This window comes from Nonomuraea sediminis (genome assembly GCF_018531495.1).
GTDB classification, from domain to species: domain Bacteria; phylum Actinomycetota; class Actinomycetes; order Streptosporangiales; family Streptosporangiaceae; genus Nonomuraea; species Nonomuraea sediminis.
Window position 1 is genome coordinate 479,439 of sequence record NZ_JAHDTI010000007.1, and the last position, 24,580, is coordinate 504,018.

A 24,580-nucleotide genomic window follows, 5' to 3' on the forward strand; every position below is an offset into this window, starting at 1 on the left:
CTTCAGTCCCCTCAGCAGTCGAGTTCCAGGTGGCAGGTGCCCCAGGGGCCGCCGCCGGGCACCTTCTGGTAGCCGTGCCTGATGCGGCCCGTGGAGTCCGCGGCGAAGTAGGTGAGCCTGCCGGAGACGTCGTTGCTCGTGGAGATCTCCCCGGTGATGCCGGAGCCGAGATCCTCGATGGTGAAGACGGTCCTGCTGCCGGGCGTGGACTCCCAGCCGTGCTGCAGGTGCCCGTTCGCGGTGCGGGCGAAGTAGATCAGCTTGCCGTTGACGTCGACCTCGGCCGCCGGGTCGCCCGCGAGCCCGCCGGGGCCCACGTTCTGGTACAGCCACTGGCCGGGGGCCTGCTCCCTGCCGTACTGGACCTGGCCGCCGCCGGTCCTGGCGAAGTAGACCAGCTCGCCGTGCAGGTTGACCGCCAGTGCCGGGGTGCCCGCGATGCCCGCCTGCCCGATGGTGGTGGCGTCGAATCCAAGGTCGGGGCGCTCGCGCAGGAGCACGAGCTGCCCGGAGGTGCTCCTGGCCGCGATGGCGATCTTCCCCGCGTGGTCGAGCGCCATGCTCGGATCGCCGGCGACGCCCGTGCCGGCGTTGCCGAACGTCCAGGTGCCGCGCTCGGAGCTCTCCCTGCCCACCAGCAACCTGCCGTCGGCCTGACGGGCGGCCAGCGCGAGCCGCCCGTCGGCGCCCACCAGGATCGCGGGCCTGCCGGTGGCCGAGACGCCCAGCTCGCGGTAGAGCCACGGCCCCGCGTTGCCGACGTACTGCGTCGCCTGCAGCAGCATGCCGTCGGAGCGGCGCGCGACCAGGGTCTTGACGCCGCCGGGGTAGCGCGCGAGCACCGGGTCGGAGGAGACGTCGTGCAGCACCCAGTTCGGGAAGGTCTCGAACTCCCAGGGGCCGCCGCCGGGCACCTTCTGCCAGCCGTGCCTGACGGTGCCTGCGGGCGTCCGCTGGACGACGCTCAGCTCGCCGTTCATCTCGAAGCCCGCGCCGATGCCGGGCCCGGAGCCGTGCGTGGCCGGGGTGACCAGGTATCCGGGCGCCCGGCCGAGCCGGTGGACCAGGGCGTTGAAGTCGGCGAAGGCCGGGTACAGCTTGGGCGTGCCCCAGTCGATCTGGGCCAGCGACCGCACCGGCTCGTACAGCCGCCCGATGATCTCCTGATTGCTCTCCGCGGGGGCGCCGGGGGGAGCCCAGGTCCACACCGCGATCCTGGCGCCCAGGACGGACGAGACGGCCGCACCGGTGACCGTGCCGCCGTTGAACGCGGTGACGTCGAAGTTCTCGTAGATCCTGCGGGCGTCGGGACGGCTCCCGCCGACGTTGTAGTACAGGACTCCCGCATCCAGGTTGGAGATCTTGTGCCCCGCGTCGGCGAGTTCCTGCGCGGTGAAGCCGGTGTGCCCCGTCGGGTGGTCCCAGTAGTCGATCATGATGTCGCGGTCGATCCCGAGCACGCCGTCCGGCTGGAGGAAGTCGTTCCACATCACGAGGGACTTGCCGTGGGACTTGACGATGCCGTTGATCCAGTTGAAGTACCAGTCGAAGGCGTCACCGCCGGTCGCCGCGGGATTGCCGGTCTTGGTCCTGGCGAACGCGGCGAACTGCGGGTAGTCGTCCCAGTTGAGCCCCGTTGCGGGATAGGCGAGGACCTCGTCACCGCCGGCGTGGAAGTACTTTCCCGGGAACTTGGCGATGGTCTCCTCGATGGCCTGCTGCGCGATGGCCAGCGCCCCCGGCTTGGTGAAGTCGAAGGCGCCCGCGGGCAGGCCGCTCGTGCCGACCGCGTACTCCGGGTGGCCCTTCAGGATGTCGAGGTCGGCGTGACCGGCGACCTGACGCTGCGGGGTGACGTTGACGTGATAGCGGTCGGCGATGGCCAGCAGGTCGGACAGCTCGGCGTCGGTGGGCCGGCCGTCGCCGTACATCTGGATGCCCAGCTCGTTCAGCTTGAGGTAGGAGATGTCCCTGATCAGGTTGTGCCACCAGGCCGGGTCGAAGTGGCGGGCGGTGGTGTCCAGCCAGACGCCCCGCTGCGGCGACGTCGGCCAGTCGCGCGCCACGCCGGCCGCGACCGTCCGCGACTGCCGCAGCAGTTGCAGGACCGACCGGGTGCCGTTGAAGGCTCCCGCGATCGTCCGCGCGCTGATGGACAGCACGGGCCCCGATTCCAGGCGATAACCCTCCTCGCCCAGCGCGGTGTCGGTCGCGCCCAGCGCCAGGTGGATGTCACCGGGCTGGGCGGCCGGCCTGGTGCCGCTGACGACGGCCGGCCGGGTTCCGGTGAGCGCCGCCAGGTCGTCGGCGACGGTCTGGCCCGTGGTGCCCCACGCCGTGGCCGGATCGAGCACGATCCGGCTCGCGGAGCCGTACCCGAACGAGCCGGTGGCGGCGGTCCACTCCCGCAGCGCGGGGACCGTCAGGGGACGCGCGTCCGCCCTGGCAGGCCCGGCCGGCAGGACGATCGGGGATGCCAGGGACAGCAGCAGGGTGAGGAGCGCGGCGATGAGTCTGGGGGGTAATCTCACGGTCCCAAGTCCTCTCTAGGGATGCATGCGGAAGTCGTAGCGTTCGGGCAGCGGTTCGGTGCTGTCAGCCGCGTGCTGGTAGGCGAACCACAGCGTGTCCAGGCTGTCCTCGCCTTCCCGCAGGTCGTCGATCTCGATTCCCTCGGCGAGCAGGCCTGCCGCCCGCCCGATCTCACCGGCTTCCACGGCGGCGCGGCATTCGTAGTACCTGATCCGGCCGTTGGCCCGCTGGGCCGGGTCAAGCTCGTCGACCAGGCGGAGCGCCTCGGCGGCGCGCCCCGCGCTGATCAGGGCCGCCAGGGTCTCGGCGGTCAGCTGCCGGTATCCCGGCAGCAGGCGGTGCGCGCGCGCCAGGAGGTCGGGCGCGCGGTCACGATCCAGGTGGGCCAGGTTGCGCAGGCTCCACGGGGTCTCACGCAGGTCCGCGGACTCCTGCCACGCCTGCCGCGCGCCCTCGTCGTCGCCGTCCGCGAGGCGAGCCAGGCCGAGCTGAAGCAGCGCGTGCCAGTTCGCTTCCTGGCCTTCCAGCAGCTTGCGCCAGATCGGCCCGGTGACGGTGGCGGCCGGAGGGTCGCTGACCGGCAGCCTCCCCGCCCGCACCATCACTGACCAGGGCTCCTGCTCGTCGCCCAGCGTCTCGTGCGGGAACGGCGTGGCCTCGTCGTACGGCATGCCGCCCGCGAGCACCTCGAGGGCGCCCCAGCCGGACCCGGTGGCGAGCAGCTCGGCCGGCTGCTTGCCTGCCCAGACATCGGCCTCGGCGTCCGCGCGGCTCAGCCGCCCGTCATCCACCAGGGCGGCGACGGCGTCCACCGCCTGCGGCCAGGCGCCGTGCGCGTCCACCTCGACGGGGCCGTAGCTCTCGGTCCACGCCCAGGTGTCCCCGGGTGCCAGCGGAAGATGCTCCAGCTGGGTGCGGGCCAGACCGGCCTGGATCTCCAGGTAGGTGCCCGCGCCGCCGAGCCATCGCTGCCAGCGGCGGCCGCCGGGACCCGTGCCCCACTGGAACAGCTTGCGCCCGCGCAGCCGGGCGGTGGAGGAGTGCAGCAGACCGGTGCCCTGTTCGCCGATGGCGGCGATCCACGGCTGCCGCCCTCGGGGGATGTCGAAGAAGGTGTCGGTCGGCAGGGCGGACCTGGCCGGATATCCGTCGTCCCGGCGGGGGACGGCGGTCGTGCGCACCTGCCCGGTGTAGTCGAGCAGGTAGGCGGACTCGGCCGGAGCCAGCACCCGGACCCCGCCGGATTCGGGGACCGCGATGTTCGACCACCAGTAGACGGGAACCGGCTCGTCGTGCGGGTTGTGCAGCAGCGGCCTGACGAACAGCGTCCTGGAGCCGGGCGGCAGCCAGGCGTCGACGCGGAAGACCAGTCGACGCATCCGCTCGAACTCCCACATCCGCAACACCGGCGTGCCCGCCGGGCCCTCCACCCGTCCGGCGAACAGCGGCGCGCAGGTCAGCGGCCAGTGCCCGGTCGCGCCGAGGTTCCACTCGACGCCGCCGGGGAACCAGGCGTTGCGCAGGGCCAGGTTGGCCGGCTGGAGCACGTCAGGCCGGTAGAGCAGATCCTCGCCGGTGACCCTGTCCACCAGGGACCACAGCCGGCCACCCAGGCCGGGCAGAAAGGTCGCGACCAGCCACTCGTTCCTCAGGATCGCGGCCGTACAGTCGACCTCCCGCGGAGCCCGCGCGTACCCGTTCTGCGCGTGGTAGGGCAGCAAGGTGTGCGGCTGCCCGTAGGAGGTGTCGAGATCGGTGCCCTCCGCGGATGCGAGCGGACCCGTCCCGTGCAGGATCGGCAACAGGCTCGCTGTGCCCGGCTCGCTCATCCTGATCCGGACGAGCGACGCCTCTAGAGTCGATCCCGGCACTGTTCCTCCCTTCTGGTGAAGTAATATTGACGGAGACTGACGATAATCCTTGGAAGGCACTTCAGGAAGAGGCGATAGGTGATTGAGGCCAGGACGCTGTTCCCCGCGGGCGATCTCAACCGGCTGCGGCAGATCAACGAGCAGGCCGTGCTCGAGATCATCAGGAGCGCGGGTGAGCTACGGCTGGCGGAGATCGCCGAGCGTGCGGGCCTGGCCCGGGCCTCGGCCGGCGAGGTGGTCCGCGGACTGCAGGCCAAGGGCTGGGTCGCCGAGGAGGAGCCGGTGGCGACGGGCCGGGGCCGTCCCGCGCACCGCTACAGGTTCCGAGCTGAGGCGGGCAACGTGGTGGGGCTGGACATCGGCGCCCACACCATCAGGGCGGCGGTCGCCGACCTGCGCGGTGACGTGCGCGGCGAGGCGGTGCGACTGCCCTCCCCGGCCACGCCGGCCGCGGAACGGCTCGAGCTTGCCCGGGACGCCGTCATGGAGTGCCTGACCACGGCCGGGATCGCGGAGGAGGACGTGTGGGTGACGGCCGTCGCGAGCACCGGCACGCTCGATCTGGACGGCACGGTGCTCGCCTGCGCGGCCATTCCCGACTGGCGTGGCGTCAACCTCGTCGAACGGCTGACCGGCGTCGTGCCCGGCGTCGTCATGGCGGAGAACGACGTACGGCTGGCGACGCTCGCGGAGCAGCGCCTGGGAGCGGCGTGCGGCGTGCGCGACGTCATCGTGGTCCAGGCGGGACGCAGGGTCGGTCTCGGCATCGTCATCGACGGCCAGCTCCGGCGCGGGCACGGCGGCGTCGCCGGTGACCTTTCCCGGTTCAGCGCTCTGAGCTGCGAGCACGCCATCGGCCACATCGACGAGTGCGCGGCTGTCCCGCACGGCGGCGCGACCGGTGACCACACCCGGGACGTGCTGGCCGCCGCGGGGGAGGGACAGCCTGACGCGGTCGCCGCCTTCGGTCGCTACGCTCGCGTGGTGGCGGAGGCGGTGGCCACTACGGTCTCCATCGTCGACCCCGAACTGGTGGTGCTGACCGGCACGATGGCCGGGCGGGCGGACCTCATGCTTCCCGTGCTGGAGGCGGAGATGGACCTGCGCTGCATGCGGACACCGCGGATCGTGGCCTCGTCCTTCGGCTCGGACGCGGTCACGCTCGGCGCGATCTGGCACGCCCTCGGCCACCTTGCCGACCTCCTGCTCGGCTCCGAGGACACCCCCGTCCGACCCCTGAGATCGCCCGCGACCTGACTCAGCACGAAACACCTCCGGCGTGGTGGCGCTTGACGTGTAATCGAATGACTGCGCGACGTAGTCGGCGAGTTTGCCGTTGACAGAGACGGCGCGATCCAGAAAAGATGCGGTCGTCCGTACAACTTCTCAGGCTTTGAGGGACGGATGAGCGATATCGACTGGGCGCGGCGACTGGCTCTGGACCCCGGCGCCGCCGTGCCGCTCTACTACCAGTTGCGCGAGCGACTGCGCCTGGTGATCGCCGAGTGCGAGCCCAACACCTCCATTCCGGCGGAGAAGGACCTGATGGTCTTCGCCGGAGTGAGCAGGGCGACCGCGCGCAGGGCGATCGGCGACCTCGTCCAGGAGGGCCTGCTGGTGGCCAGGCAGGGCAGCGGCACCTACACGGCACCGCTGGGAGTCGCCTCCGAGCTGGGCTCGAGGCCCGCGGGCTTCACCGAGACGATGGCCAGGCTGGGACGCAGGCCCACCACGCAGGTGCTCGAGGCGCGGATGCAGGTGTGCACGGCCGACGTGGCACCGGCCCTCGGCCTCGAGACCGGCGCCGAGGTCGTCTTCCTGGAGCGAATCCGGCTGCTCGACGGCGAGCCCTGCATGATCGAGAGCGCTCATCTCCCGTCGGAACTGGTACCGGGCATCCTCGAGGAGGACCTGACCGGGTCCCTCTACGGCCTGCTGGGGCTCAAGTACGGGCTCACCCCGGCCTCGGGCAGGGAGACGATCGGCGCGGTCAACGCCGACTACCGGCTGGCCGGGCTGCTGCACGTGCCCATGGCCGCAGCCCTCCTGGCCACCGCCCGCACCACGATCACCGAGGGCGGGCAGCCACTGGAGTACACGATCCGGCACGCGCGAGGGGACCTCGCCGTCTTCTCCGTCGAGCTCAACGACGCGAAGAACGCCCTCATGGGTCAGGAGCCACGTTGAACCATCCGTCGAGGCGGCAGTTACTCGCCGCAGCCGCACTGTCCCCCTTACTCGCCGCGTGCGGTGGACCCGCTGAGCCGGCCGTCCCCGCCGACGGCGTGCCACGCGGCAAGCTGTCGGTCTGGCTGCACCAGACGCGTGCCTACGACGCGGTCTTCACGCCGCTGGTGCACCAGTACGTCCAGGAGTTCGGCGGCGTCGACGTCACCCCGCTCTACGTCCCGGTCAACCAGCTGGACACCAAGCTGCTCACCGCCTTCGCCGGTGGCGCGGCGCCCGACGTGTTCAGGATCGGTGGCTGGACCTTCCCCGGCCACGCACGCAAGGGCCGCCTGGCTCCGATCATGCCCAAACCGCTGGGCGCGGCCGATGCGAAGGCCGTCGCCGGGGGATACGACCAGACGGCCATCAACTCCCTGTCATACGAAGGGAAGTTGTACGGCGTGCCGACCGACTACACGATCTGCTACCTCTACTACCGCCGCGACCGCTTCGCCGAGGCCGGGCTCGACCCGGACAAGCCGCCCACCACCTGGGAGGAGGTCGCCGAGTACAACAAGAAGCTGACCTCCGCCGACGGCAAGAAGGTGGGCCTGCAGTGGATCCTCGGCAACCCGCAGTGGACGGTCATGCAGCTCCTGGCCCTGGTCAAAGGCAAGGGCGGCAGCATTCTCAGCTCCGACAACACCACGGCCACGCTGGCCACGGACGCCGGTGTCGAGGCGCTGCGCTACTACGCGAGCGTCGGCAACCCCAAGCTCTCCAACCCGCTGTCCGGCTTCGGGCTGTTCGGCACGGGCGAGGCGGCCATGCTCGTCTCCGGCCTGTTCGCCATGGACCTGTTCCCGACGCTCAGCAAGAAGCTGGAGTTCGGCAAGATCTTCGACATCGCGCCGATGCCGCGCTTCGACGCGGGACCGGCCGTCGCACCCGCCTACACCTGGGGCTGGGGCGTCTCGGCCAAGTCCAAGCTGCCCTACACCGCCTGGCACTTCATCAACTACCTGCAACGGCCCGACGTGGCCGCCAAGCAGTTGCGCGAGGCGGGATCGCTCACCCCCATCGCCGGATGGGAGAAGCTGAGCGGCGCCGACCAGAAGGCCATCGACATCATGGTCGCCTCGGCCCCGCACGCCGATTTCGGGCCGCAGACCCCGATCTGGAACGAGATGGCCAAGGCGCTGACCGACGCGGGCGACGCCGTGGCCTATGGCAAGAAGACCCCGGAGCAGGCGGCGCAGGACTTCGACCGGGCGATGCGGCTCGCGCTATGACCACGGTCGGCGTACGGCTGGCGCGTCCCGTCGCGCTGTCGGGCAAGGGTCAGCGGCGCGCGGAGGCCACGGTCGGCGGGCTGCTGGCGCTTCCTGCGGCGATCTTCTTCTGCGTCTTCTGGCTCCTGCCCTTCCTGTCGGCGCTCTACCTCAGCTTCACCCGCTACGACCTGACGGGCATGCCCCAATGGATCGGCCTCGGCAACTACGCCCGGATGCTGGAGGACCCGGGCTTCTGGAACTCCGCCCAGGTCACGGTCATCTACACGATCGGCTCGGTGATCCCATCCATCCTGCTGGCCCTGGCGATAGCCGTACCTCTTGCCAGGCCTGGACGGCTCAACAGCGTGCTGCGCGGACTGATCATGATTCCGGCGGTCATGCCCCTGGTCGCCACCTCGGTGGTGTGGCGGATCATCTACGCCGACGGCGGTCCCGCCAACGCGGTGCTCGGCGCCGTCGGTCTCGGGCCGGTGTCCTGGCTGACCGACGAGCGCATGGCCGTCTGGGCGCTGGTCCTGATGGTCACCTGGAAACATCTCGGGCTCTTCGTGATCATCCTGACCGCGGGGCTACAGGGGCTGTCGCCGAGCGTGTTCGAGGCCGCGGCGCTCGACGGAGCCGGTCCCGTGCGCACGTTCTGGTCCATCACGCTGCCCCTGCTGCGGCGGACGCTGCTGTTCGTCCTGGTCATCGCCGTTGTGGGGTCGATGCAGGCGTTCATCCCCGCGTTCCTGCTGACCGGCGGTGGGCCTGCCGGTGCGACCGAGGTGCTGCCGTACTACATGTGGGCGACCGCCTTCAGCTTCGAGCGCATGGGCTACGCGTCGGCCATGGCGATGGTGCTGCTGGCGGTGCTGATCGTGGCGTCACTGGTGCAGTTCCGCTTCCTGCGGGGAGGCGGCGATGAGTAGAGTCCTGCTCCCGCTGGTCGTGGCGGTCATGCTGCTGCCGATCGGCGTCATGCTGGTGGTGGCCGCGCAGCCGGAAGGCGGCGGCGGGGAGTTCAGCCTGTTCGCCAACATCGCCGAGATGTTCTCCAGCGGCAACTTCCCCGTCTACTTCCGCAACAGCCTCATCCTCTCCTTCGGCATCGGCTTCCTCGACGTGGTCTTCTCGGGAGCGACGGGCTACGCGCTGGCCAGGCTGCGCTTCCCCGGAAGCCGGGCGCTGTTCGCCCTGGTCGTCGGCACGCTGACGCTCTCGCCGACCGTGGTCATGGTGCCGGTCTACGTGATCGTCCACCAGCTCGGCTGGATCGACACCTACCAGGGCATGATCGTGCCGAGCATGATGAGCGCGTTCGGCGTGTTCCTGGTCCGCCAGTTCGCGCTCAGCCTGCCGGAGGAACTGCTGCTCGCGGCCCGCGTGGACGGCGCGGGCGAGTTCCGGATCTTCGCCACGATCGCGCTTCCGCTGCTCAGACCCGCGCTGCTCACGCTCTTCCTGCTGCAGTTCCTCGCGCAATGGGACAACCTGCTCTGGCCGCTGCTGGTCGCCAACGACCCGTCGCTGTGGCCGCTGCCCGTGGGTATCTCCCAGCTGCAGACGGAGGTCGGCTACGACATCCGCCTGATGACCACCGCCGCGCTGGTCACCGCGGTGCCGCCGATCGCGCTCATGTTCTTCCTCCAGCGCTACTACGTCGCAGGACTGACCCTTGGGGGCGTCAAACGATGAGTTCCTTCGGCGAGTGGACGAGCGTCCACGGCCTGCCCGCCTTCTCCTACACGATGGACCAGGAACGCGATCCGCGTGCCACCTGGGACCCGATCCTCGACCCGCCGAGCAGGCGGCACTTCGTCCACCTCGGCAACCGGCGCGTCACGCTGGTCGCCGACAACTACGGCCGCTGCGACCTGTTCGACGAGCACACCGGCCTGCGCTGGCTGACCCGCGGCACCGGCGTGAGCAGCATCGGCGACCTGACCACCGCGGGGTCGACGGCCGAGCGCCTGTTCGGGCCGACGTTCGCGGTGGTGAGGGTGGCCGATGAGCGGGTGTCGCTGGAACGCACGGTGCTCTGCCCCGAGGGGGAGCAGCCGTGGGTCCTGATCAGGCTGGTGGTGCGCAACCTGACAGGCGATCCTGTACGGCTGCCGCTGACCGAGGAATGGGCGGCGCATCCCGCGGACGTCCGGTTGATCAGCGGTCCCGTTCCCGCCGAGGATCCCGGGCTGGAGCTGGAGGTGCTCGGCGGGGAGCGGACCCGGTCCGGGCGCCTGGACCTGGCGCTGGAGCTCGATGCGGGGGACTCCACGGTGGTGGACCTGCGTTACGGCCTGCTGGACGACGACGTGACCGGGTTTGAGGACAGCCTGCGCGGGCTCGCCGAACGGTTGCCGGCGGCGCTGGCCGTACAGGCTCCTGAGGCGGAGCGGGAGGTGCCGTGGCATGCGGCGCTGCTGACGGGCGGCGCGTGTGCCGACGGGGTGCTCGGCGGGCACACGCTGGATCAGGGGTCGTGCTACTCCTTCAGACACGGGTTCAACGGCGCCGCGCGCGATCCGCTGCAGCACGCGCTGCCTCTCGTGTACACCGAGCCTGACCTGGCGCTGTCCGTGCTGCGCAACACGTGCGCGTGGGGGAGTCCCGACGGGGACCTGCCGTACGCGCTGCGACCGGACAAGTCGCCGTGGACCGATGTGTTCAGGCCTTCCGATCAGAATCTGTGGGCGCTGTGGCTCGCCGCCGAATACCTCGCGGCGACCGGGGACGTCCAGGCATTCGGTACGGAGGTGCCGTACCACCCGGTGCACGGTGCCTCGGCCGTGTCGCTGGAGGAGAACCTGCGGCGGCAGTTCCGGTTCTTCGCCGACGTCGTCGGCAGGGGCGAGCACGGGCACGTGCGGATACTCAACGCCGACTGGAACGACATGGCGATCTCCAGGAGCGGCGTGCCCCGCGAGGAGATGATCGAGCGCGGCGAGTCCGTGCTCAACTCGGCGATGGCCGCCTGGGTACTGCCCCGCTACGCGGCGGTGGCGGAGCGGCTCGGCGATCACGCGACCGGTGCCGAGGCGCGCAAGCTCGGCGCCGAGCTGCGCGACGCGGTGGCGGGGGAGTGGAACGGCGGCTGGTTCCGGCGCGCCTACGGGCCTGGAGCAGTGGTCGGCGAGGACGACCTGTGGCTGGAGGTCCAGCCGTGGGCGATCCTGTGCGGAGCCGCCTCGCCCGAGCAGGCGCGCGCTCTGCTGCAGACGATCGAGATGACGGCGGGCGCCGAGTCGCCGCTCGGTCCTCGCCTGAACTGGCCGGTCCTGTCTGGCAACGGGGCTGAGGACAGCGCGATCTGGTACGCGATCAACATGACGCTCATCTGGGCTGCCGCCGAGCACCACCCCGAGCTGGGGTGGGCCTGGTGGCGGCGGATGTCGATGCTCACCCATGCGCAGGTGTATCCCGATGTCTGGGAAGGCACGCTGTCCGGCCCTGATGCCTACCTGCCGCCGGAGTCCGAACGTCCTGGGCGCACGTGGGATCTGGCCGAGGTGGGTGTCGCCATGCAGGCCTACCCCGTGGCCAACCTGCACGCGCACGCCCAGCCGCTGCTCGCCTACCTGCGGTTGCTCGGGGTCGAGCCCGACGCGTCAGGCCGGCTCCGCGTGGGTGGCGGGGCCTCGTTCCAGAGCCGCTTCCTGACGGTTTCGGCCGATGGGACCGGGCGGCTGACCGCCGCCGGCGAGGTCGAGGTGGTCACCCCGTCCGGCGTCCTGTCCGGTACGGCTCTCGCATGGTGATGCGCCTCGGCATCGACGTCGGAGGCACCACGGTGAAGTGGGTGCTCCTGGAGGACCGGAACGTGGTCGGTTCCGGGACGGTTCCCACTCCGTCCGGGCCGGCAGCGGTGGTGGCGCTGGTCGCCGAGCTGCTGCCCGCGGGGGTCGAGAGCATCGGGATCGGTCTGCCCGGGCACGTGGACCGGGCCGCGGGAGTCGCGTTGTTCGTGCCCAACCCGCCCGGCGACTGGGACGGCTTTCCCATCGGGCCCGCCCTGAGTGCCAGGACCGGGCTGCCGGTGGCCGTGGTCAACGACGCCCGGGCGTTCGCGCTGGCCGAGCTCCGCATGGGCGCGGCCAAGGGGTTGTCCGACGTGCTCTTCGCCGTGCTCGGAACAGGGGTCGGCGGGGCGGTGGCACTGGGCGGCGAGATTCTGCCCGGCCCCAGGGACAACCTCGGCGAAGTCGGCCACATCACCGTCGACTCCTACGGCCCGGAGTGCTGCTGCGGCAACCGCGGCTGCGTCGAAGCGTTCGCCGCGGGCCCAGGCATCGTCCGGACATACCGGGGCGACGACGTTCTTGGTGGGGTTACTCCCGCTCAGGTCGCCGAGGCGGCGCGGAGGGGGGAGCGGGCAGGGATAGAGGCGCTGAGCCGGGCCGGGTGGGCGCTGGGGGTGGGGCTCGGCGATGCGGTGGCGTTGCTGGGGGTGCGGACGGTTGTTGTCGGCGGTGGCGTCGCCGGAGCGCTCGATCTCATGCAGCCCGCCATGCGGGACGTGTTCGAGCGGCGCAGGCCGCTCATCGGTGACGTGGCGGTGCTGCCCGCTGTGCTCGGCCCGTCGGCCGGGGCGATCGGTGCCGCTCTTTATGGAGGTAAGTCATAGTGAAGTGGATCAAGCGGGCGGTCGAGTTGCTCGGGGAGATCGAGCGAACCCAGGAGGAGGCCATCGCGGCCGCGGCCGCGACCGCGGCTCGGGTGATCGGGGCCGGTGGCGTGGTGCACACGTTCGGCACCGGGCACTCCCGGATGGGCGTGGAGGAACTGTTTCCCAGGTACGGCTCCTACCCGGGGTTCCATCCCATCGTGGAGTTGTCGTCGACGTTCTACACGCAGGTCGCCGGCCCGAACGGGATGCGGCAGGCGATGTTCATCGAGCGGGTCGAAGGGCTGGCCGACCAGATCCTGGCCAACTACGAACTGCGGCCCACCGACGCGGCCATCGTGTTCAGCGTCAGCGGGCTCAACGCCGTCCCCATCGAGATGGCCATGGGGCTGCGCAAGGCGGGCCTGCCCGTGATCGCGGTGACGTCGATGCGCGAGACGACCGCTGTCGAGCCAGGGCATCCGAGCGGCACCAGGCTGGCCGACCACGCCGACGTGGTCATCGACCTCTGCACCCCTGTGGGCGACGCGATGTGCCAGATCGACGGGCTGGTCGAGCCGGTAGGCCCCGGTAGCACGGTCGCGGCCGTCGCGGTGGTCAACGAGATCAAGGTACGCACGGCCGAGCACCTCGCCAAGGACGGCCTGGTCCCGCCCGTCATCTCCAGCGCCAAGCTCGTCGGCCGCCGGCGCGCCGAGGAGCTGTTCGAAGGCGCCTACCTGGAGCACGCACGCCGGGCGGCCGAGGTCTTGAGGAAGCCTTGACAGAGCATCATTCAAGTGAGGCCGTCGAAGGAGGTCTCATGACCGTTCTGGTCGCCGGATCGACCGGGGGCATCGGCCGGGCGTGCGTCGAGGCGGTGGAGGCGGCGGGAGGCACGGCGTTCGGCGTCGACCTCGCCGAGGGCGATGGCATCGACATCACCAGGCCGGGCGGCGCTGAGCAGGCGGTGGCGCAGGCGACAGCCGTACATGGAAAGCTCACCGGGGTGGTGCACGCGGTCGGCATGTCCGGCAGGTCCCTGGGGGACGGCGGCATCTCCGAATGCAGCGACGAGGCCTGGAGCGAGGTGCACCGGGTCAACCACGAGTCGGTCTTCAGGCTGCTGCGCGCCGCGGTCCCCGCGATGGGGGAGGGCGGGTCGATCGTGGTGATCGGTTCCGCGCTGGGGACCTCGCTCGACGACGGCTTCCGCACCGTGGCCTACGCCTCGGCCAAGGGCGCGCTCATACCGCTGATCAGGTCGGCGGCCCGCGAGGCGGCTCCGCGCGGAGTGCGGATCAACTTGATCTCGGCCGGGCTCGTGGCCACCGCGATGAGCCGCCGCGCCCAGACCGATCACGCCATCCAGGCCAGGCTGCCCGAGCTCATGCCGCTCGGCGCCAGGCTCTGTGAACCGGAGGAGGTCGCCGCCGCCGTCCTCTGGATGCTCTCCCCGGCCTCCGGCTGCACGACCGGCGCGGTGATCCCCGTCGACGGCGGCTGGCATCTGCGATGAAGGTCCTTTGGGAAGGCGATGTGATCGTCGCGGGAGGTGGGAGCGCGGGGTGCGCCGCCGCCGTGGCCGCTGCCCGCTCCGGCGCCCGTTGCCTGCTCGTGGAGTCCAACGGGTTCCTCGGCGGGACCGGCGCCGCGGTGCTCGACACCTTCTACGGCTTCTACGCACCAGGCCCCGAGTCACCGCGGGTGGTCGGCGGGATCGGGTGGGAGGTGTGCGAGCGGCTGTTCGACACCGGGTCGGCCTTCGAGCGGCCCAACACCTACGGGGCCGGGACCGGGGTGACCTACGAGCCTGAAGCGCTCAAGGTCGTGTGGGACGAGCTCACCTCCGGCGTCACCGTCCTGCTGCACGCCCGGGTCTGCGGCCCCGGAGTCGAGGTGGAGACCGTCGCCGGGCGATTCCAGGTCAAGGCGCCCGTCGTCATCGACGCCACCGGCGACGCCGAACTCGCCTGGCGGGCCGGGGCCGCGCTCGAGCGGCCCGGCATGCGGCTGCAGCCCATGACAGCGACCTTCAGGCTCGGCGGCGTGGACCTGTCCGCCACCTCGACGGCCGAGCTCCACGCGCTCATGGCCGACAGCGACCTGCCCAGGCGCGAGGGATCCGTGCACAGGACCGTGCACGACGGGATCGTGCACACCAACCTCACCCGGGTGACCGGCCTTGACCCGACCGACCCGATGGAGCTGTCGCAGGCCGAGCGCGAGGGGCGGCGGCAGGTGGGCGAGTACGTGCGCTTCCTGCGCGAGAAGGTCCCCGGGTACGGCTCCGCCGTCCTGCTCGGCACGAACGTCAGGATCGGAGTGCGCGAGTCGCGGCGGCTGGTCGGGCGGTACGTCCTGACCGCAGAGGATGTGCTGGCCGGGCGGGATCATCCCGACACGATCGCCCGGTGCGGCGCGCCCATCGAGGACCACGACTCGGGATCGGGCACGCGCTGGGAGTACGTCCGCGACTTCGGCACCTACGGCATCCCGTACCGGTGCCTGCTGCCGGTCGAGACACCAGGCCTGATCGTCGCCGGGCGATGCCTGTCGGCGACACACGACGCACATGCCTCCGCCCGCTCGATGGCGCAGTGCATGGCGATGGGCCAGGCGGCGGGTACGGCTGCCGCCCTGGCGGCCGAGGGCTCCCTGGATCCGGCCGAGATCGACGTGAACGTGCTGCGCAGCAGGTTGCTGGCGGAAGGAGCGCTGTTGTGAGTGTCCGCACCGTGCTGGGAGACGTCGAGGAGCTCGGCGTCACCTACGCGCACGAGCACCTGTTCATGACCGGCGACTGGGCTGTGCGCAATGAGCCGGACTACCGGCTGGACTCGCTGGAGGCCGCCGTCGAGGAGGTCGCCGCGGCGCAGCGGCTCGGCCTGTCCGCCGTCGTGGAGATGACCCCGCTGGGCTTCGGCCGCAGCCCACGGCTGATGCGGGCGCTCGCCGAGCGGACCGGGCTGCACGTGGTGGCCGTGACCGGCTTCCACAAGAGCACGTACTACAGCGACGCGCACTGGCTGCACCACTACACCGTGGACGAGATCGCCGGCCTGCTGGCCGCCGAGATCGAGGCGGGCATGGACGAGTTCGGCCTGGTCGGGCCGATCATCCGGCGCTCACCCGCGCGGGCCGGTGCCATCAAACTGGCGGCCGGCTACCACAGGCTGCCCGGCGAACGGCTGATCAAGGCCGTCGCCGAGGCCGCCCAGCGGACCGGGGTCCCGGTGGTCACCCACTGCGACAAGGGCACCATGGGACACGAGCTGCTGGACGCGCTCCAGGTGGACCGGGTCATCCTCGGGCACATCGACCACAACCCCGACGCCGGATATCTCGCCTCCTTGGCCGAGCGTGGGGCCTATCTGGCCTTCGACCGGCCGGGGCGGATCAAGTACGGGCCGGACAGCGACATCGTCGCGCTCGTCGAGGCGCTTGCCGCGCGGGGGCTGGGGGACCGGCTGCTGTTCGGCATGGATCTGGCGCGCAGGTCCTACTGGCCGAGTCTCGGTGGCGGCCCGGGCCTGACGTACCTGCTGGAGAGGTTCGTCCCGCGGCTGGAGGCCGCGGGACTCGGCGAGGTGGCGAAGGCGGCGCTGATCGGCAACGCTCAGGCCGCCTTCTCTCTGCGTTAGGGGAGGTTCTTCTGGGCGGCGTTCTCCCAGGAGGCGTTGGTGTTGATCTCCGGTGGTGAGCCGACGAACGCGCCCCTGGCGTAGCTGTCGCCCTGGAGGGTGTACATGAACCAGGCGGTCAAGTAGCCGAGGTAGCCGCCGCCCGTCCCCCGGATCTCGGTGTGCCCGGCGCCCTTGAGCATGGCCTTGGCGGCGGCGCCCGGGACGGCGTTGTAGTAGGCGAGGACGGCGGAGTGCGGCGAGATGATGCCGTCGTCGGTGCCGCTGAGGAACAGGACGGGGCAGGTCAGCTGGTCCACGAAGAACTTGTCGCCGGGCGCCACCCAGATCGGCGCAGGCAGGGCGATCGGTACCACGGACTTGATCAGGCCGCCCGACTTGGTCGCGGTGTTGACCGCGCCGCCCGCGCCCTGCGAAGTGCCGACGGCGCCGACCTTGGTCACGTCGAGCTTGCCGTAGAAGACGCTGGTGGGGTCGGCGTTCCTGGCCACCAGGTACCGCGCGGCCTCGATCATCTCCGATCCGGTGCCCGTTGTCTTGTCCGTCGAGGCGACCACCGCGAAGCCCCAGGACGCCAGCTGGTTGAGCACGCCCGGATAATCCGTGGGCGCGGCGTACGTGCCATTGCCCCACGTGACGATCGGGTGCTTGACACCTCCGGCGCCGAGGTCGGCCGGGTAGTAGAGCTTGTACGCGCTGCCGACGTCGGCGCTGGCCACCGCCCACGGTCCGGCGACCTTGTAGTGGGATTCGATCGTGCCGGCGGCCTGCGCGGGGGAAGCCAAGATTCCTAACAACAGCATCACCGCAACCAGAAGCCTCATACAACCTCCCCTATGTTGTACGGATGACCGTATCTTTTGCTTCAACGAGGTTGTTGTCAATGGGGCACGCTTCGGCATGAGCCGTGTTGGGTTGTCGCCCGCCTCAGTTTCCGCTCAGGTGATCGCGGAGCCAGTCGGCGGTCAGGGTGACGGTGTTCTCGGCGATGGGCTGGTTGGTTTCCACGCCGAAGATGTGGTCGCCGCCCTCGAAGACCTTGAGGGTGGCGTCCGTCGAGGCGGAGGCGGCGATGAGGGCGCGGCTTGCCGCTGGTGGCACCAGGTCGTCGCCCGTGCAGGCCACGCAGAGCAGTGGTCCTCGATATCCGGCGATGGCGGCTGCGGCGTCGGTGGCGGCCGCGGTCTCGAACCATTCCCTGGAGAAGGTGAACGACCGCCAGGGCATGTCCACGGTGACCTGGCCGTCTTGTTCGGCCTGCGCGCGGAGTCGGCCGAACGGGCCGTCCATCAGGTTGATCGCGCCGGAGGACCATTGCACCAGCGCCGCCACCCGTGGGTCGGTGCCGGCGATCAGGGTGGCGATCAGTCCGCCCTGGGAGAATCCGGTCAGTGCCAGCTTGTCGATGTCGGGGCGGGCGGCGAGCCAGTCGAGTGCTGTGGTGCCGTCGGCTACCTCGGTAGTGATCGTCATGTCCGTCTGCGGCTCGGTGGAGTCGCCGCAGCCGCGGAAGTCGATGCGCAGGGAGGCGATCCCGGCCACGGCGAGCCGGTGCGCCAGCCGTACGAAAAGATCTCCCACCTCGTCCTTGTGCGACATCGTGCCGTGCAGCAGCACCACTGCGGGATACGGGCCGGGCAGGTCCGGTGTGACCAGGACGGCGGGGATGTCGAAGCCGCCACCGTCGATCTTGATCGAGGTCATCGTGTGGTCTCCTTCAGCAGCGCGGTGGCGAACCAGTCGGCGGTCAGGGTGATGGCTTGCTCGGCCTTGTGCTGGTCGCTGGTCAGGACGTTGTACAGGTGGTCGGCGCCGGCGAGGATGCGCAACTGGGCCTCGCGTGATCCGGCGTGCGCGAACAGCTCTCTGGCCTGGGCGGGGCCGGTCAGGTCGTCCTGATCCGCGCCGAGGATGAAGAGCGGCCCGGTGTAGTCGGCGATCGCGGCGAGTGGGCGAGCGGCGATGGCTGTCTCGAACCACTCCAGGCCGAACCTCCAAGGGGCGAAGCCGGGGGAGGGCGGCATGGGAGCCGATCCCTCCCGCTGGGCGATCTCGTACAGTCCGGCGAAGAACCCGTCGAGGTCCAGGCGACTCATCGGGGACCACGCGGCGAGGGCGGTGGGGGTGATCGCGGTGGTGGCCAGCGCGGTGACGAACGCGCCCTGGGAGAAGCCGAGCAGCGCGGCGGTGGTGGTCTCGGGTTGCCCGGCCATCCAGCGGAACGCGGTGGTCACGTCGGCGACCTGGGAGGTGATCGTGCAGGCGGTCTGTGGCAGTTCGCTGTCGCCGCAGCCGGGCAGATCGATGCGGAGCGAGCCCAGGCCGCGTTCGGCCAGGGCCTGGGCAAGCCGGCGCAGCAGGCCGCCGACGTCGTCCCTGCTGCCGTTGGTGCCGTGGATCAGCAGTACGGCGGGGCCGGCGGGGGCGGGGGTGTTCCAGGTCGCGGGGATGGTGTGGCCGTCCCCGCGCAAATGGAGTTCTCGCTCGGTCACGCGGGGACCTGCTCTGCGGGCGTGTGCTGGGGGCTGGGAACAAGAGCGGCGGCCAGGAGAGACAGCACCGCCATACCTGCCAGCACACCTACGGTGGCGGTGAAGGCTCCCTGGCTCGCGCCGCCCAGGCCGGTCAGCACCGAGACGGCGATCGAGATGCCCAGTGCGGCGCCCATGGAGAACGCGCACGACATCATCGCGGGCAGGAACGAGGGGTTCTCCTTGGGCGACAGCAGTACGGCCAGGCCGTTGGCGGCGGTCGAGGCGAAGCCGAAGAACAGCGCGCCGAGCAGCGCCGCACAGATGATCACGGCCCACAGCACCGAGAGGAAGGCGGTCAGCACGATCATGCCCGCGGCCATGCCCGCCAGACCGAGCAACAGCACGCGGCGCCAGCCGACCTTCGGGGCGATGATGCCGGCGATCGGAGCGCAGACGAAGGCCAGGATGGAGGAGGGGATACTGCCGAGCATGGCGAACTCCAGCGCGGACAATCCCAGGCCGACCTGGGGGTTCTGCCCGTAGATCGGCAACACGAAGGCGATCAGGCCAAGCAGCGCACCCATCGCGAAGATGGGCACCAGCAGCAGCGGCCATGTACGGCGCGAGCGCAGGTGGCCCACCTGGACCATCGGCCGGGCAGCGCGTCTTTCGACCGCGACGAAGACGGAGAGCAGGACCAGTCCGCCGATCAGCGCACCGATGGTCTTGAGTGAGGTCCAGCCCCACGTGCTGCTGTTGGAGACGCCGGTCAGCAGGGTCAGCACGCCGAGGGCGAGCGTCACCATTCCGGTCCAGTCCGGGCGTAGTGTGCGGTCGGGTTCGTCGGCCGGCAGGAGGCGTCCGACGGTGACCACGGCCACGACCTGAACCACCAGCATGATCCAGAAGATGATCCGGTGGCCGTAGGTGTCGGCGAGCCATCCGGCCAGGATCGTGTCCGTCCCGCTGATACCGAGGTTGACCATGTTGAGCAAGCCGAGCGCGCGGCCGAAGCGTTCGGCGGGCAGGTTGCTGTGGATGAGGAGGTTGGACAACGGCAGGGCGACCACACCGAAGCCCTGCAGGACGCGGCCCGCGGTGAACAGGCCAGGCCCGGAGGCGAGCGCGCACAGCAGCGAGCCGAGCACACCCGCGACCAGAGCTACGAGCAGGGCGTTGCGGCGGCCGAACCGGTCCGACAACGGCAGGAAAACCGTGCCGAGGGCGCCGGCCAGGGCGAACAGCGCCTGGGCCAGGCCGATCGAGCCGGTGTCGCCGCCGAGGCCCGCGGTGATGGCCGGCAGCGCCGGGATGGTCATGGTGATGGTGAGCTGGTAGGCCGTGATGGCCAGGATCAAGGCGGTCAGAAGGGATGCTGGGGAGATCCGGGTGGTGGTCATCATGGACACTCCAGGTGGGGGTGCCGTGAGAGTATATGACTTGTGGCATATATGACTAGTGGCGTATGGGGTGTCGTGTGAAGTTCGAAAACCTGCTGCTGGGCTATCTGGGCATGCGGCATTCCACCGGCTATGACCTCAAGCGGTGGCTGGACTCTGAGCTGGGCCGGATGCTGCGGCCCAGCACGCAGCTGAGCCAGATCTACCGGGCGCTCACCCGCATGGCCGAGCAGGAGTGGGTGGTCTTCGACATCGAGCGCAACGATGGACGCCCCGACTCCAAGGTCTATCGGCTTACCCCGCAGGGCGAACAGGTGCTGCGCGACTGGCTGGCCGGGCCGTACGAACCGACGCCTCGGTTCGCCGAGCCCGAGTTCCTCACCCGGTTCATCTTCGTCGGCGCGCTGCTGTCCGATGCCGACCTGGCAGACCTGGTACGGGTCGAACTGGCTGCCAGGCAAGCACAGCTGACCGAGTACCGGAACCGGGCGCGGCCCATCGAACGCTGGGCGCCGGAGCTGGACATCGACCGGACGATGCGCGTCCTCGACCTCGCGCACGATCACGAGGGCCGGGCTCTCGAGACACATGTCCATTGGCTGGGGGAGATCCTCGCCGGACTACCCCGGTCTGGATGAACCGCACGCCGTGCATTCCAGAGATCACGGGCGGGCAGCACCGACTGATCGGTAAGGGCTTGAAGTCGTCCACGCGGGTACGGCGCGGCGCTCGGCGGCGACGTGGGTCAGGCCGACCAGGCGCCCGGTGGCCGGGCTCCACTCGTGGAGGGTCAGCAGGGACCGACGCCGCCAACGCTCGCGGGGCGGGGGAAAGAGCGGGATGCAGCAGGTGCGGTTGGCGAGCGCGGCCAGCTCGCCGTGGATGGCGTTCGAGCGACGCTCGACGGGCAGCCGCGGCGTGGAGCTTGCGGGCCTCGTTGGAGACCAGGAACGCGACCGCGTTTGCCTACGCCCCCGGCAGCGCGTCGCGGTCAGCCTAGGAGGTGTTCGGGGCGTTCGCGGTACTGGTCGCGGAGCGTACGTTTGAGGATCTTGCCCGCTGCGGAGATGGGTAGCTGGTCAACGAATTGGATGCTGCGGGGTGACTTGTAGCCGGCGATGCGGGTCTTGCAGTACTCGCGTAGTTCGGCACCGGTCAGGTGGGTGCCGGGTTTGGGGACGACGACGGCGTGGACGCGTTCGCCCCACTCGGTGTCAGGTACGCCGACGACGGCACAGGTGGCGACGGCGGGATGTGTGGCCAGGACGGCTTCGACCTCGGCGGAATAGACGTTCTCGCCGCCGGTGATGATCATGTCTTTGATGCGGTCGACGATGTAGACGTAGCCGTTGTCGTCCATGCGTCCGGCGTCGCCGGTGTGCATCCATCCGTCGCGTAACGCGTGCGCGGTCTCCTCGGGCCGGTTCCAGTAGCCGAGCATCACGTGTGCTCCGCGGACGGCGACCTCGCCGGTTTGGCCGCGTGGTACTTCGTTGCCGTCTGGGTCGACGATGCGGACCTCGGCGTGGGGTGCGGCGCGTCCGGCCGAGGTGCGCAGCGTCGGGTCGGCGTGGTCAGTGGGTTGCAGCAGGGTGGCGACGGGTGCGAGCTCGGTCATGCCGTACGCCTGGGTCAGCGCGGCATTGGGCATGATCTTCTCGATCGCTCGGAGAGTCGGTTCGGAGACGTGGGATGCGCCGTAGATGAGGCGACGGACACCGGAGAGGTCGACCTCGTGTGCGGTGGGGTCGTTGACGAGCATGTGCATCATCGTCGGGACCATCAGCACGTCGGTCGCCTGGTACTCGGCCAGTGCTCTGGCGGTGGCGGCCGGGTCGAACGTGGGCAGCACGATGTGCGTGGTGCCGACCAGGTTTCCCGCCACCCACGCGCCGAGGCCGGCGAGATGGAACAGGGGCGCGACGTGCAGCAGCCGTCCGCCTGGGGTGACGAAATGGCCGGCGGCCGAACTGCCGAGCGCCGAGGTGATGATGTTGGCGTGGCTGAGCATGACGCCCTTCGGCGAGCCGGTCGTGCCGCCGGTGTAGAAGATGCCGGCGAGCTGGTCGCCACCGCGGCGCGCATCGGGGATGGGCTTGGCGTCGGCGACGAGGTCCTCGTACGGCAGTGCCCCACCGGGCACCGGGCCGTCTCCACAGTGGACGACGGTGCGCAGTCCTGGCCACTGCTCGCGTAACGCCGGGACGAGCGGTGCGAACGTGTCGTCGACGAAGAGCACGGCGGTCCCGGACTCCTCTAGGGACGTGGCGATCTCGGTGGGACTCCAGCGGAAGTTGACCGGGACGATCACGGCGTCGGCCCACGGTACCGCGAGCAGGTACTCGTGGAAGCGGTCGGAGTTGAGGGAGAGGATGCCGACGCGGTCATCCTTCGCCACACCGAGCTGAACGAGCGCGCCGGCGAGTCGCGCGACGCGGTCGGCGCACTCGGCGACGGTGCGGACCCGGTCACGGGTGATGGTGAACGGTGCGTGCGGACGCTGTTGCAGCGCACGGTGCAGGCCGAGGGTCAGGTACATCGTCGTCTCCTCACCACGTCATAGGGAACGTGCGATCAGTTCCTTCATCACTTCGATCTTCTGCACCTGGCGTCTGAACCAGGTATTCCCGCATGTACCCGTATCCTCCGAACAACTGGAGGCACCGGTCGCCGACCTGGCACTGCAGGTCGGCGAGCCACCACTTCGCCATCGACGCGGTCGCCGTATCGAGGCGGCCGCGCAGGTGCCGCTCGATCGCATCGTCGACGAACGCCCGCCCGGTCCGGACGGCGCGGGTCGTGAGGTTCTTCAGGTCGGAGCCACCGTCCGGCTCCGTCATCGCGATCGCGCCGATCATCCGCCCGGCGGCGGGCAGCAGCTTGCCGTCGTCGAGCCATTGTGGCCGGGGAGTCAACGTCATCGTGCCCTCACAGGACGAGCCCGCCACCGCAGACGATTGTCTCGCCGCTGATGTAGTCGGACTCGGGGACGCAGAGCAGGTAGACGGCCCCGGCCGCCTCCGTCGGGGTTCCGGCGCGGCCGAGTGGCACGAGCCGTTCCGTGGCGGCGAGCAACGCTTGGTTCACACCGACCTTGATCTGACGGCCTTGCACGTCGATCGTCGCGGTCCTGTCCGCGGCCGCCTCGGTGAGCCGCGTCGTGATGAGGCCGAAGGCGACGGCGTTGACGGTGACGTTGTAACGTCCCCACTCCTTCGCCAGCGTCCTGGTCAGCCCGACGATCCCGGCCTTCGCCGCGGCGTAGTTGGCCTGGCCGGCGTTGCCGCCGATGCCCGCGAGCGACGAGATGTTGACGACCTTCCGGCACACGGGTGCGCCGTCGGCCGCCTCCCGCTTGGCGGCGGCACTGATCACAGGTTGCGCGGCGCGAAGGATGCGGAACGGCGCGGTGAGGTGGACGTCAAGAATGGCCTCCCACTGCTCGTCGGACATCTTCTGGATCACGGAGTCCCAGGTGTAGCCGGCGTTGTTGACGACGATGTCCAGGCCGCCATACGTGTCGACGGCGGCCTGGACGAAGCGCTCACCGAAGCCGGCCTCGGTGACGCTGCCGATACACACGACGGCCTCGCCGCCAGCAGACGCGATAGCGTCGGCGGTCTCCTTTGCCGGTCCCTCGTCGAGGTCGTTGACCACGACGCGGGCGCCTTCGGCGGCGAGCTTCACCGCGACCTCGCGCCCGATGCCGCGCCCGGACCCGGAGACGATGGCCACCTTGTCGGTAAGCGTTCCCATGCGGTCGGTTCCCTTCAGTACAGCGCGACGATGGCGGTGCCGGTCAGCGTCACAGTGCCGTCGGCGAGAGTCACGGTCAGGTCGAGACTCGCGCGGCGCTCACCGGCGACCACATCGACCGACGTGACCGTCGCGCGGCAGGTCGGCGTGGCATGCACCGGTGTGATCCGCGTGAACCGCACGGAGTACTCGCGGATCCGTTCCTGCGGCACCCATCCGGTCAGCAGCCGGCCGAGGTACGCCATCGACAACATGCCGTGGGCGAACACGTCGTCGAGTCCGGCGGATCGTGCGACGTCGAGGTCGAGGTGGATCGGATTGTGGTCGCCGGATGCGCCGGCGAACAGGGCGAGGGTGGCGCGGCTGATCGGGTCGACGGTCAGCGGGGGGAGCGCGGTGATCGTCATGAGATATCCGTGTGGCGCACCACGATGACCTGGCGCATCGCCGCGATGCGGGTCGCGTCCCTGCGGACGTCGGTGTCCCGTACGACGAAGCCGAGCCGGCCGCCATCCTTGATGTAGGCGTCTGAGACACGTGCCGACAAGGTGAGGCGGTCGCCGGCATAGGCCAGCGCGTGGTACGTGAACGACTGCTCGCCGTGCAGGACGTGTCGCAGGTCGACGCCGATCTCGTCGAGCCACCGGTACGGGTCGGGCCGGTCGAGCTCCAGGCCGAACAGCATCGTCGGCGGCACGGGCAGGTCGGGGTGCCCGGCGGCCCGGGCGGCGGCGACGTCGGTGTAAACCGGATCGGTCTCACCGATCGCCTTCGCGAAGAAGCGCAGCCGTCCGCGTTCGACATCGACGGTCAGGTCGGGAAAGCACCTGCCGATCACACCGACATCGACCGGCATG

The 24,580-nt window shown here is 70.2% G+C and carries 23 protein-coding genes; 12 read left to right on the plus strand and 11 right to left on the minus strand.

Annotated features, from left to right (window positions below; all coding sequences use genetic code 11):
• Positions 1–11: 11 nt before the first annotated feature.
• Together KIK09_RS30685 and KIK09_RS30690 are read right to left on the minus strand one after the other, a co-directional pair.
• Positions 12–2,531, minus strand: a complete 2,520-nt coding sequence (locus KIK09_RS30685) for a DUF8189 domain-containing protein (RefSeq protein ID WP_214322868.1) — start codon at positions 2,529–2,531, stop codon at positions 12–14.
• Positions 2,532–2,546: 15 nt separating this feature from the next.
• Positions 2,547–4,403: a DUF5107 domain-containing protein gene (locus KIK09_RS30690; protein WP_214322869.1), complete on the minus strand. Its 1,857-nt coding sequence runs from the start codon at positions 4,401–4,403 to the stop codon at positions 2,547–2,549.
• A gap of 78 nt (positions 4,404–4,481) precedes the next feature.
• Between KIK09_RS30690 and KIK09_RS30695 the strand changes: the two genes are divergently transcribed.
• From KIK09_RS30695 to KIK09_RS30745, 11 genes are all read left to right on the plus strand, one after another.
• The gene (locus KIK09_RS30695) at positions 4,482–5,660 is read left to right on the plus strand and encodes an ROK family transcriptional regulator (RefSeq protein ID WP_214322870.1); all 1,179 of its coding nucleotides are present in this window, start codon (positions 4,482–4,484) and stop codon (positions 5,658–5,660) included.
• A gap of 147 nt (positions 5,661–5,807) precedes the next feature.
• The gene (locus tag KIK09_RS30700) at positions 5,808–6,590 is read left to right on the plus strand and encodes a GntR family transcriptional regulator (protein ID WP_214322871.1); all 783 of its coding nucleotides are present in this window, start codon (positions 5,808–5,810) and stop codon (positions 6,588–6,590) included.
• Entirely contained in the window at positions 6,587–7,864 is a 1,278-nt protein-coding gene (locus KIK09_RS30705) for an ABC transporter substrate-binding protein (protein ID WP_214322872.1), read from the plus strand. Before KIK09_RS30700 ends, KIK09_RS30705 begins: the two co-directional genes overlap by 4 nt.
• Entirely contained in the window at positions 7,861–8,778 is a 918-nt protein-coding gene (locus KIK09_RS30710; RefSeq protein ID WP_214322873.1) for a carbohydrate ABC transporter permease, read from the plus strand. The genes KIK09_RS30705 and KIK09_RS30710 overlap by 4 nt, the downstream gene beginning before the upstream one ends.
• Positions 8,771–9,544, plus strand: a complete 774-nt coding sequence (locus KIK09_RS30715) for a carbohydrate ABC transporter permease (protein WP_214322874.1) — start codon at positions 8,771–8,773, stop codon at positions 9,542–9,544. Before KIK09_RS30710 ends, KIK09_RS30715 begins: the two co-directional genes overlap by 8 nt.
• On the plus strand, positions 9,541–11,604 hold the full coding sequence (locus KIK09_RS30720) for a GH36-type glycosyl hydrolase domain-containing protein (RefSeq protein ID WP_214322875.1): 2,064 nt from the start codon (positions 9,541–9,543) through the stop codon (positions 11,602–11,604). The genes KIK09_RS30715 and KIK09_RS30720 overlap by 4 nt, the downstream gene beginning before the upstream one ends.
• Positions 11,598–12,470: an ROK family protein gene (locus KIK09_RS30725; protein WP_214322876.1), complete on the plus strand. Its 873-nt coding sequence runs from the start codon at positions 11,598–11,600 to the stop codon at positions 12,468–12,470. The genes KIK09_RS30720 and KIK09_RS30725 overlap by 7 nt, the downstream gene beginning before the upstream one ends.
• A complete protein-coding gene (locus tag KIK09_RS30730; RefSeq protein ID WP_214322877.1) occupies positions 12,470–13,234 on the plus strand; it encodes a sugar isomerase domain-containing protein in 765 nt (254 codons plus the stop codon). Before KIK09_RS30725 ends, KIK09_RS30730 begins: the two co-directional genes overlap by 1 nt.
• 38 nt (positions 13,235–13,272) lie before the next feature.
• Complete coding sequence (locus KIK09_RS30735) at positions 13,273–13,968, plus strand: SDR family oxidoreductase (RefSeq protein ID WP_214322878.1); 696 nt, start codon at positions 13,273–13,275, stop codon at positions 13,966–13,968.
• On the plus strand, positions 13,965–15,176 hold the full coding sequence (locus KIK09_RS30740; protein WP_214322879.1) for an FAD-dependent oxidoreductase: 1,212 nt from the start codon (positions 13,965–13,967) through the stop codon (positions 15,174–15,176). The genes KIK09_RS30735 and KIK09_RS30740 overlap by 4 nt, the downstream gene beginning before the upstream one ends.
• Positions 15,173–16,093 carry a phosphotriesterase family protein gene (locus tag KIK09_RS30745; RefSeq protein ID WP_214322880.1) on the plus strand — a complete coding sequence of 307 codons (921 nt, stop codon included), beginning with the start codon at positions 15,173–15,175 and terminating at the stop codon, positions 16,091–16,093. Before KIK09_RS30740 ends, KIK09_RS30745 begins: the two co-directional genes overlap by 4 nt.
• On the opposite strand, the gene KIK09_RS30750 is transcribed toward KIK09_RS30745, so the two are convergent.
• From KIK09_RS30750 to KIK09_RS30765, 4 genes are all read right to left on the minus strand, one after another.
• Complete coding sequence (locus KIK09_RS30750; protein ID WP_214322881.1) at positions 16,090–16,917, minus strand: alpha/beta hydrolase family protein; 828 nt, start codon at positions 16,915–16,917, stop codon at positions 16,090–16,092. The two genes, KIK09_RS30745 and KIK09_RS30750, sit on opposite strands and share 4 nt — an antisense overlap.
• Before the next feature lie 103 nt (positions 16,918–17,020).
• Positions 17,021–17,797 carry an alpha/beta hydrolase family protein gene (locus tag KIK09_RS30755; protein WP_214322882.1) on the minus strand — a complete coding sequence of 259 codons (777 nt, stop codon included), beginning with the start codon at positions 17,795–17,797 and terminating at the stop codon, positions 17,021–17,023.
• Entirely contained in the window at positions 17,794–18,585 is a 792-nt protein-coding gene (locus KIK09_RS30760; protein WP_214322883.1) for an alpha/beta hydrolase family protein, read from the minus strand. Before KIK09_RS30760 ends, KIK09_RS30755 begins: the two co-directional genes overlap by 4 nt.
• Complete coding sequence (locus KIK09_RS30765) at positions 18,582–19,970, minus strand: MFS transporter (RefSeq protein ID WP_214322884.1); 1,389 nt, start codon at positions 19,968–19,970, stop codon at positions 18,582–18,584. The genes KIK09_RS30760 and KIK09_RS30765 overlap by 4 nt, the downstream gene beginning before the upstream one ends.
• A 74-nt stretch (positions 19,971–20,044) precedes the next feature.
• Between KIK09_RS30765 and KIK09_RS30770 the strand changes: the two genes are divergently transcribed.
• The gene (locus KIK09_RS30770; RefSeq protein ID WP_214322885.1) at positions 20,045–20,605 is read left to right on the plus strand and encodes a PadR family transcriptional regulator; all 561 of its coding nucleotides are present in this window, start codon (positions 20,045–20,047) and stop codon (positions 20,603–20,605) included.
• Between the two features lie 353 nt (positions 20,606–20,958).
• On the opposite strand, the gene KIK09_RS30775 is transcribed toward KIK09_RS30770, so the two are convergent.
• The 5 genes from KIK09_RS30775 to KIK09_RS30795 are packed head-to-tail and all read right to left on the minus strand — an operon-like array spanning position 20,959 to position 24,579.
• On the minus strand, positions 20,959–22,506 hold the full coding sequence (locus KIK09_RS30775; RefSeq protein ID WP_214322886.1) for an acyl-CoA synthetase: 1,548 nt from the start codon (positions 22,504–22,506) through the stop codon (positions 20,959–20,961).
• A gap of 10 nt (positions 22,507–22,516) precedes the next feature.
• Positions 22,517–22,888 carry an acyl-CoA dehydrogenase family protein gene (locus KIK09_RS59455; RefSeq protein WP_214322887.1) on the minus strand — a complete coding sequence of 124 codons (372 nt, stop codon included), beginning with the start codon at positions 22,886–22,888 and terminating at the stop codon, positions 22,517–22,519.
• A gap of 7 nt (positions 22,889–22,895) precedes the next feature.
• On the minus strand, positions 22,896–23,723 hold the full coding sequence (locus tag KIK09_RS30785; protein ID WP_214322888.1) for an SDR family NAD(P)-dependent oxidoreductase: 828 nt from the start codon (positions 23,721–23,723) through the stop codon (positions 22,896–22,898).
• 14 nt (positions 23,724–23,737) lie between these two features.
• Entirely contained in the window at positions 23,738–24,130 is a 393-nt protein-coding gene (locus KIK09_RS30790; RefSeq protein ID WP_214322889.1) for a MaoC/PaaZ C-terminal domain-containing protein, read from the minus strand.
• Entirely contained in the window at positions 24,127–24,579 is a 453-nt protein-coding gene (locus KIK09_RS30795) for a MaoC family dehydratase N-terminal domain-containing protein (RefSeq protein WP_214322890.1), read from the minus strand. Before KIK09_RS30795 ends, KIK09_RS30790 begins: the two co-directional genes overlap by 4 nt.
• Position 24,580: the final 1 nt, after the last annotated feature.

Excerpts from the sequence above, each read along its gene's own strand:
- KIK09_RS30700 (WP_214322871.1), top strand. The coding sequence starts at position 5,808 with ATGAGCGATATCGACTGGGCGCGGCGACTGGCTCTGGACCCCGGCGCC.
- KIK09_RS30710 (WP_214322873.1), top strand. The coding sequence starts at position 7,861 with ATGACCACGGTCGGCGTACGGCTGGCGCGTCCCGTCGCGCTGTCGGGC.
- KIK09_RS30715 (WP_214322874.1), top strand. The coding sequence starts at position 8,771 with ATGAGTAGAGTCCTGCTCCCGCTGGTCGTGGCGGTCATGCTGCTGCCG.
- KIK09_RS30720 (WP_214322875.1), top strand. The coding sequence starts at position 9,541 with ATGAGTTCCTTCGGCGAGTGGACGAGCGTCCACGGCCTGCCCGCCTTC.
- KIK09_RS30725 (WP_214322876.1), top strand. The coding sequence starts at position 11,598 with ATGGTGATGCGCCTCGGCATCGACGTCGGAGGCACCACGGTGAAGTGG.
- KIK09_RS30735 (WP_214322878.1), top strand. The coding sequence starts at position 13,273 with ATGACCGTTCTGGTCGCCGGATCGACCGGGGGCATCGGCCGGGCGTGC.
- KIK09_RS30740 (WP_214322879.1), top strand. The coding sequence starts at position 13,965 with ATGAAGGTCCTTTGGGAAGGCGATGTGATCGTCGCGGGAGGTGGGAGC.
- KIK09_RS30750 (WP_214322881.1), bottom strand. The coding sequence starts at position 16,917 with ATGAGGCTTCTGGTTGCGGTGATGCTGTTGTTAGGAATCTTGGCTTCC.
- KIK09_RS30755 (WP_214322882.1), bottom strand. The coding sequence starts at position 17,797 with ATGACCTCGATCAAGATCGACGGTGGCGGCTTCGACATCCCCGCCGTC.
- KIK09_RS30765 (WP_214322884.1), bottom strand. The coding sequence starts at position 19,970 with ATGATGACCACCACCCGGATCTCCCCAGCATCCCTTCTGACCGCCTTG.
- KIK09_RS30775 (WP_214322886.1), bottom strand. The coding sequence starts at position 22,506 with ATGTACCTGACCCTCGGCCTGCACCGTGCGCTGCAACAGCGTCCGCAC.
- KIK09_RS59455 (WP_214322887.1), bottom strand. The coding sequence starts at position 22,888 with ATGACGTTGACTCCCCGGCCACAATGGCTCGACGACGGCAAGCTGCTG.
- KIK09_RS30785 (WP_214322888.1), bottom strand. The coding sequence starts at position 23,723 with ATGGGAACGCTTACCGACAAGGTGGCCATCGTCTCCGGGTCCGGGCGC.
- KIK09_RS30790 (WP_214322889.1), bottom strand. The coding sequence starts at position 24,130 with ATGACGATCACCGCGCTCCCCCCGCTGACCGTCGACCCGATCAGCCGC.
- KIK09_RS30795 (WP_214322890.1), bottom strand. The coding sequence starts at position 24,579 with ATGCCGGTCGATGTCGGTGTGATCGGCAGGTGCTTTCCCGACCTGACC.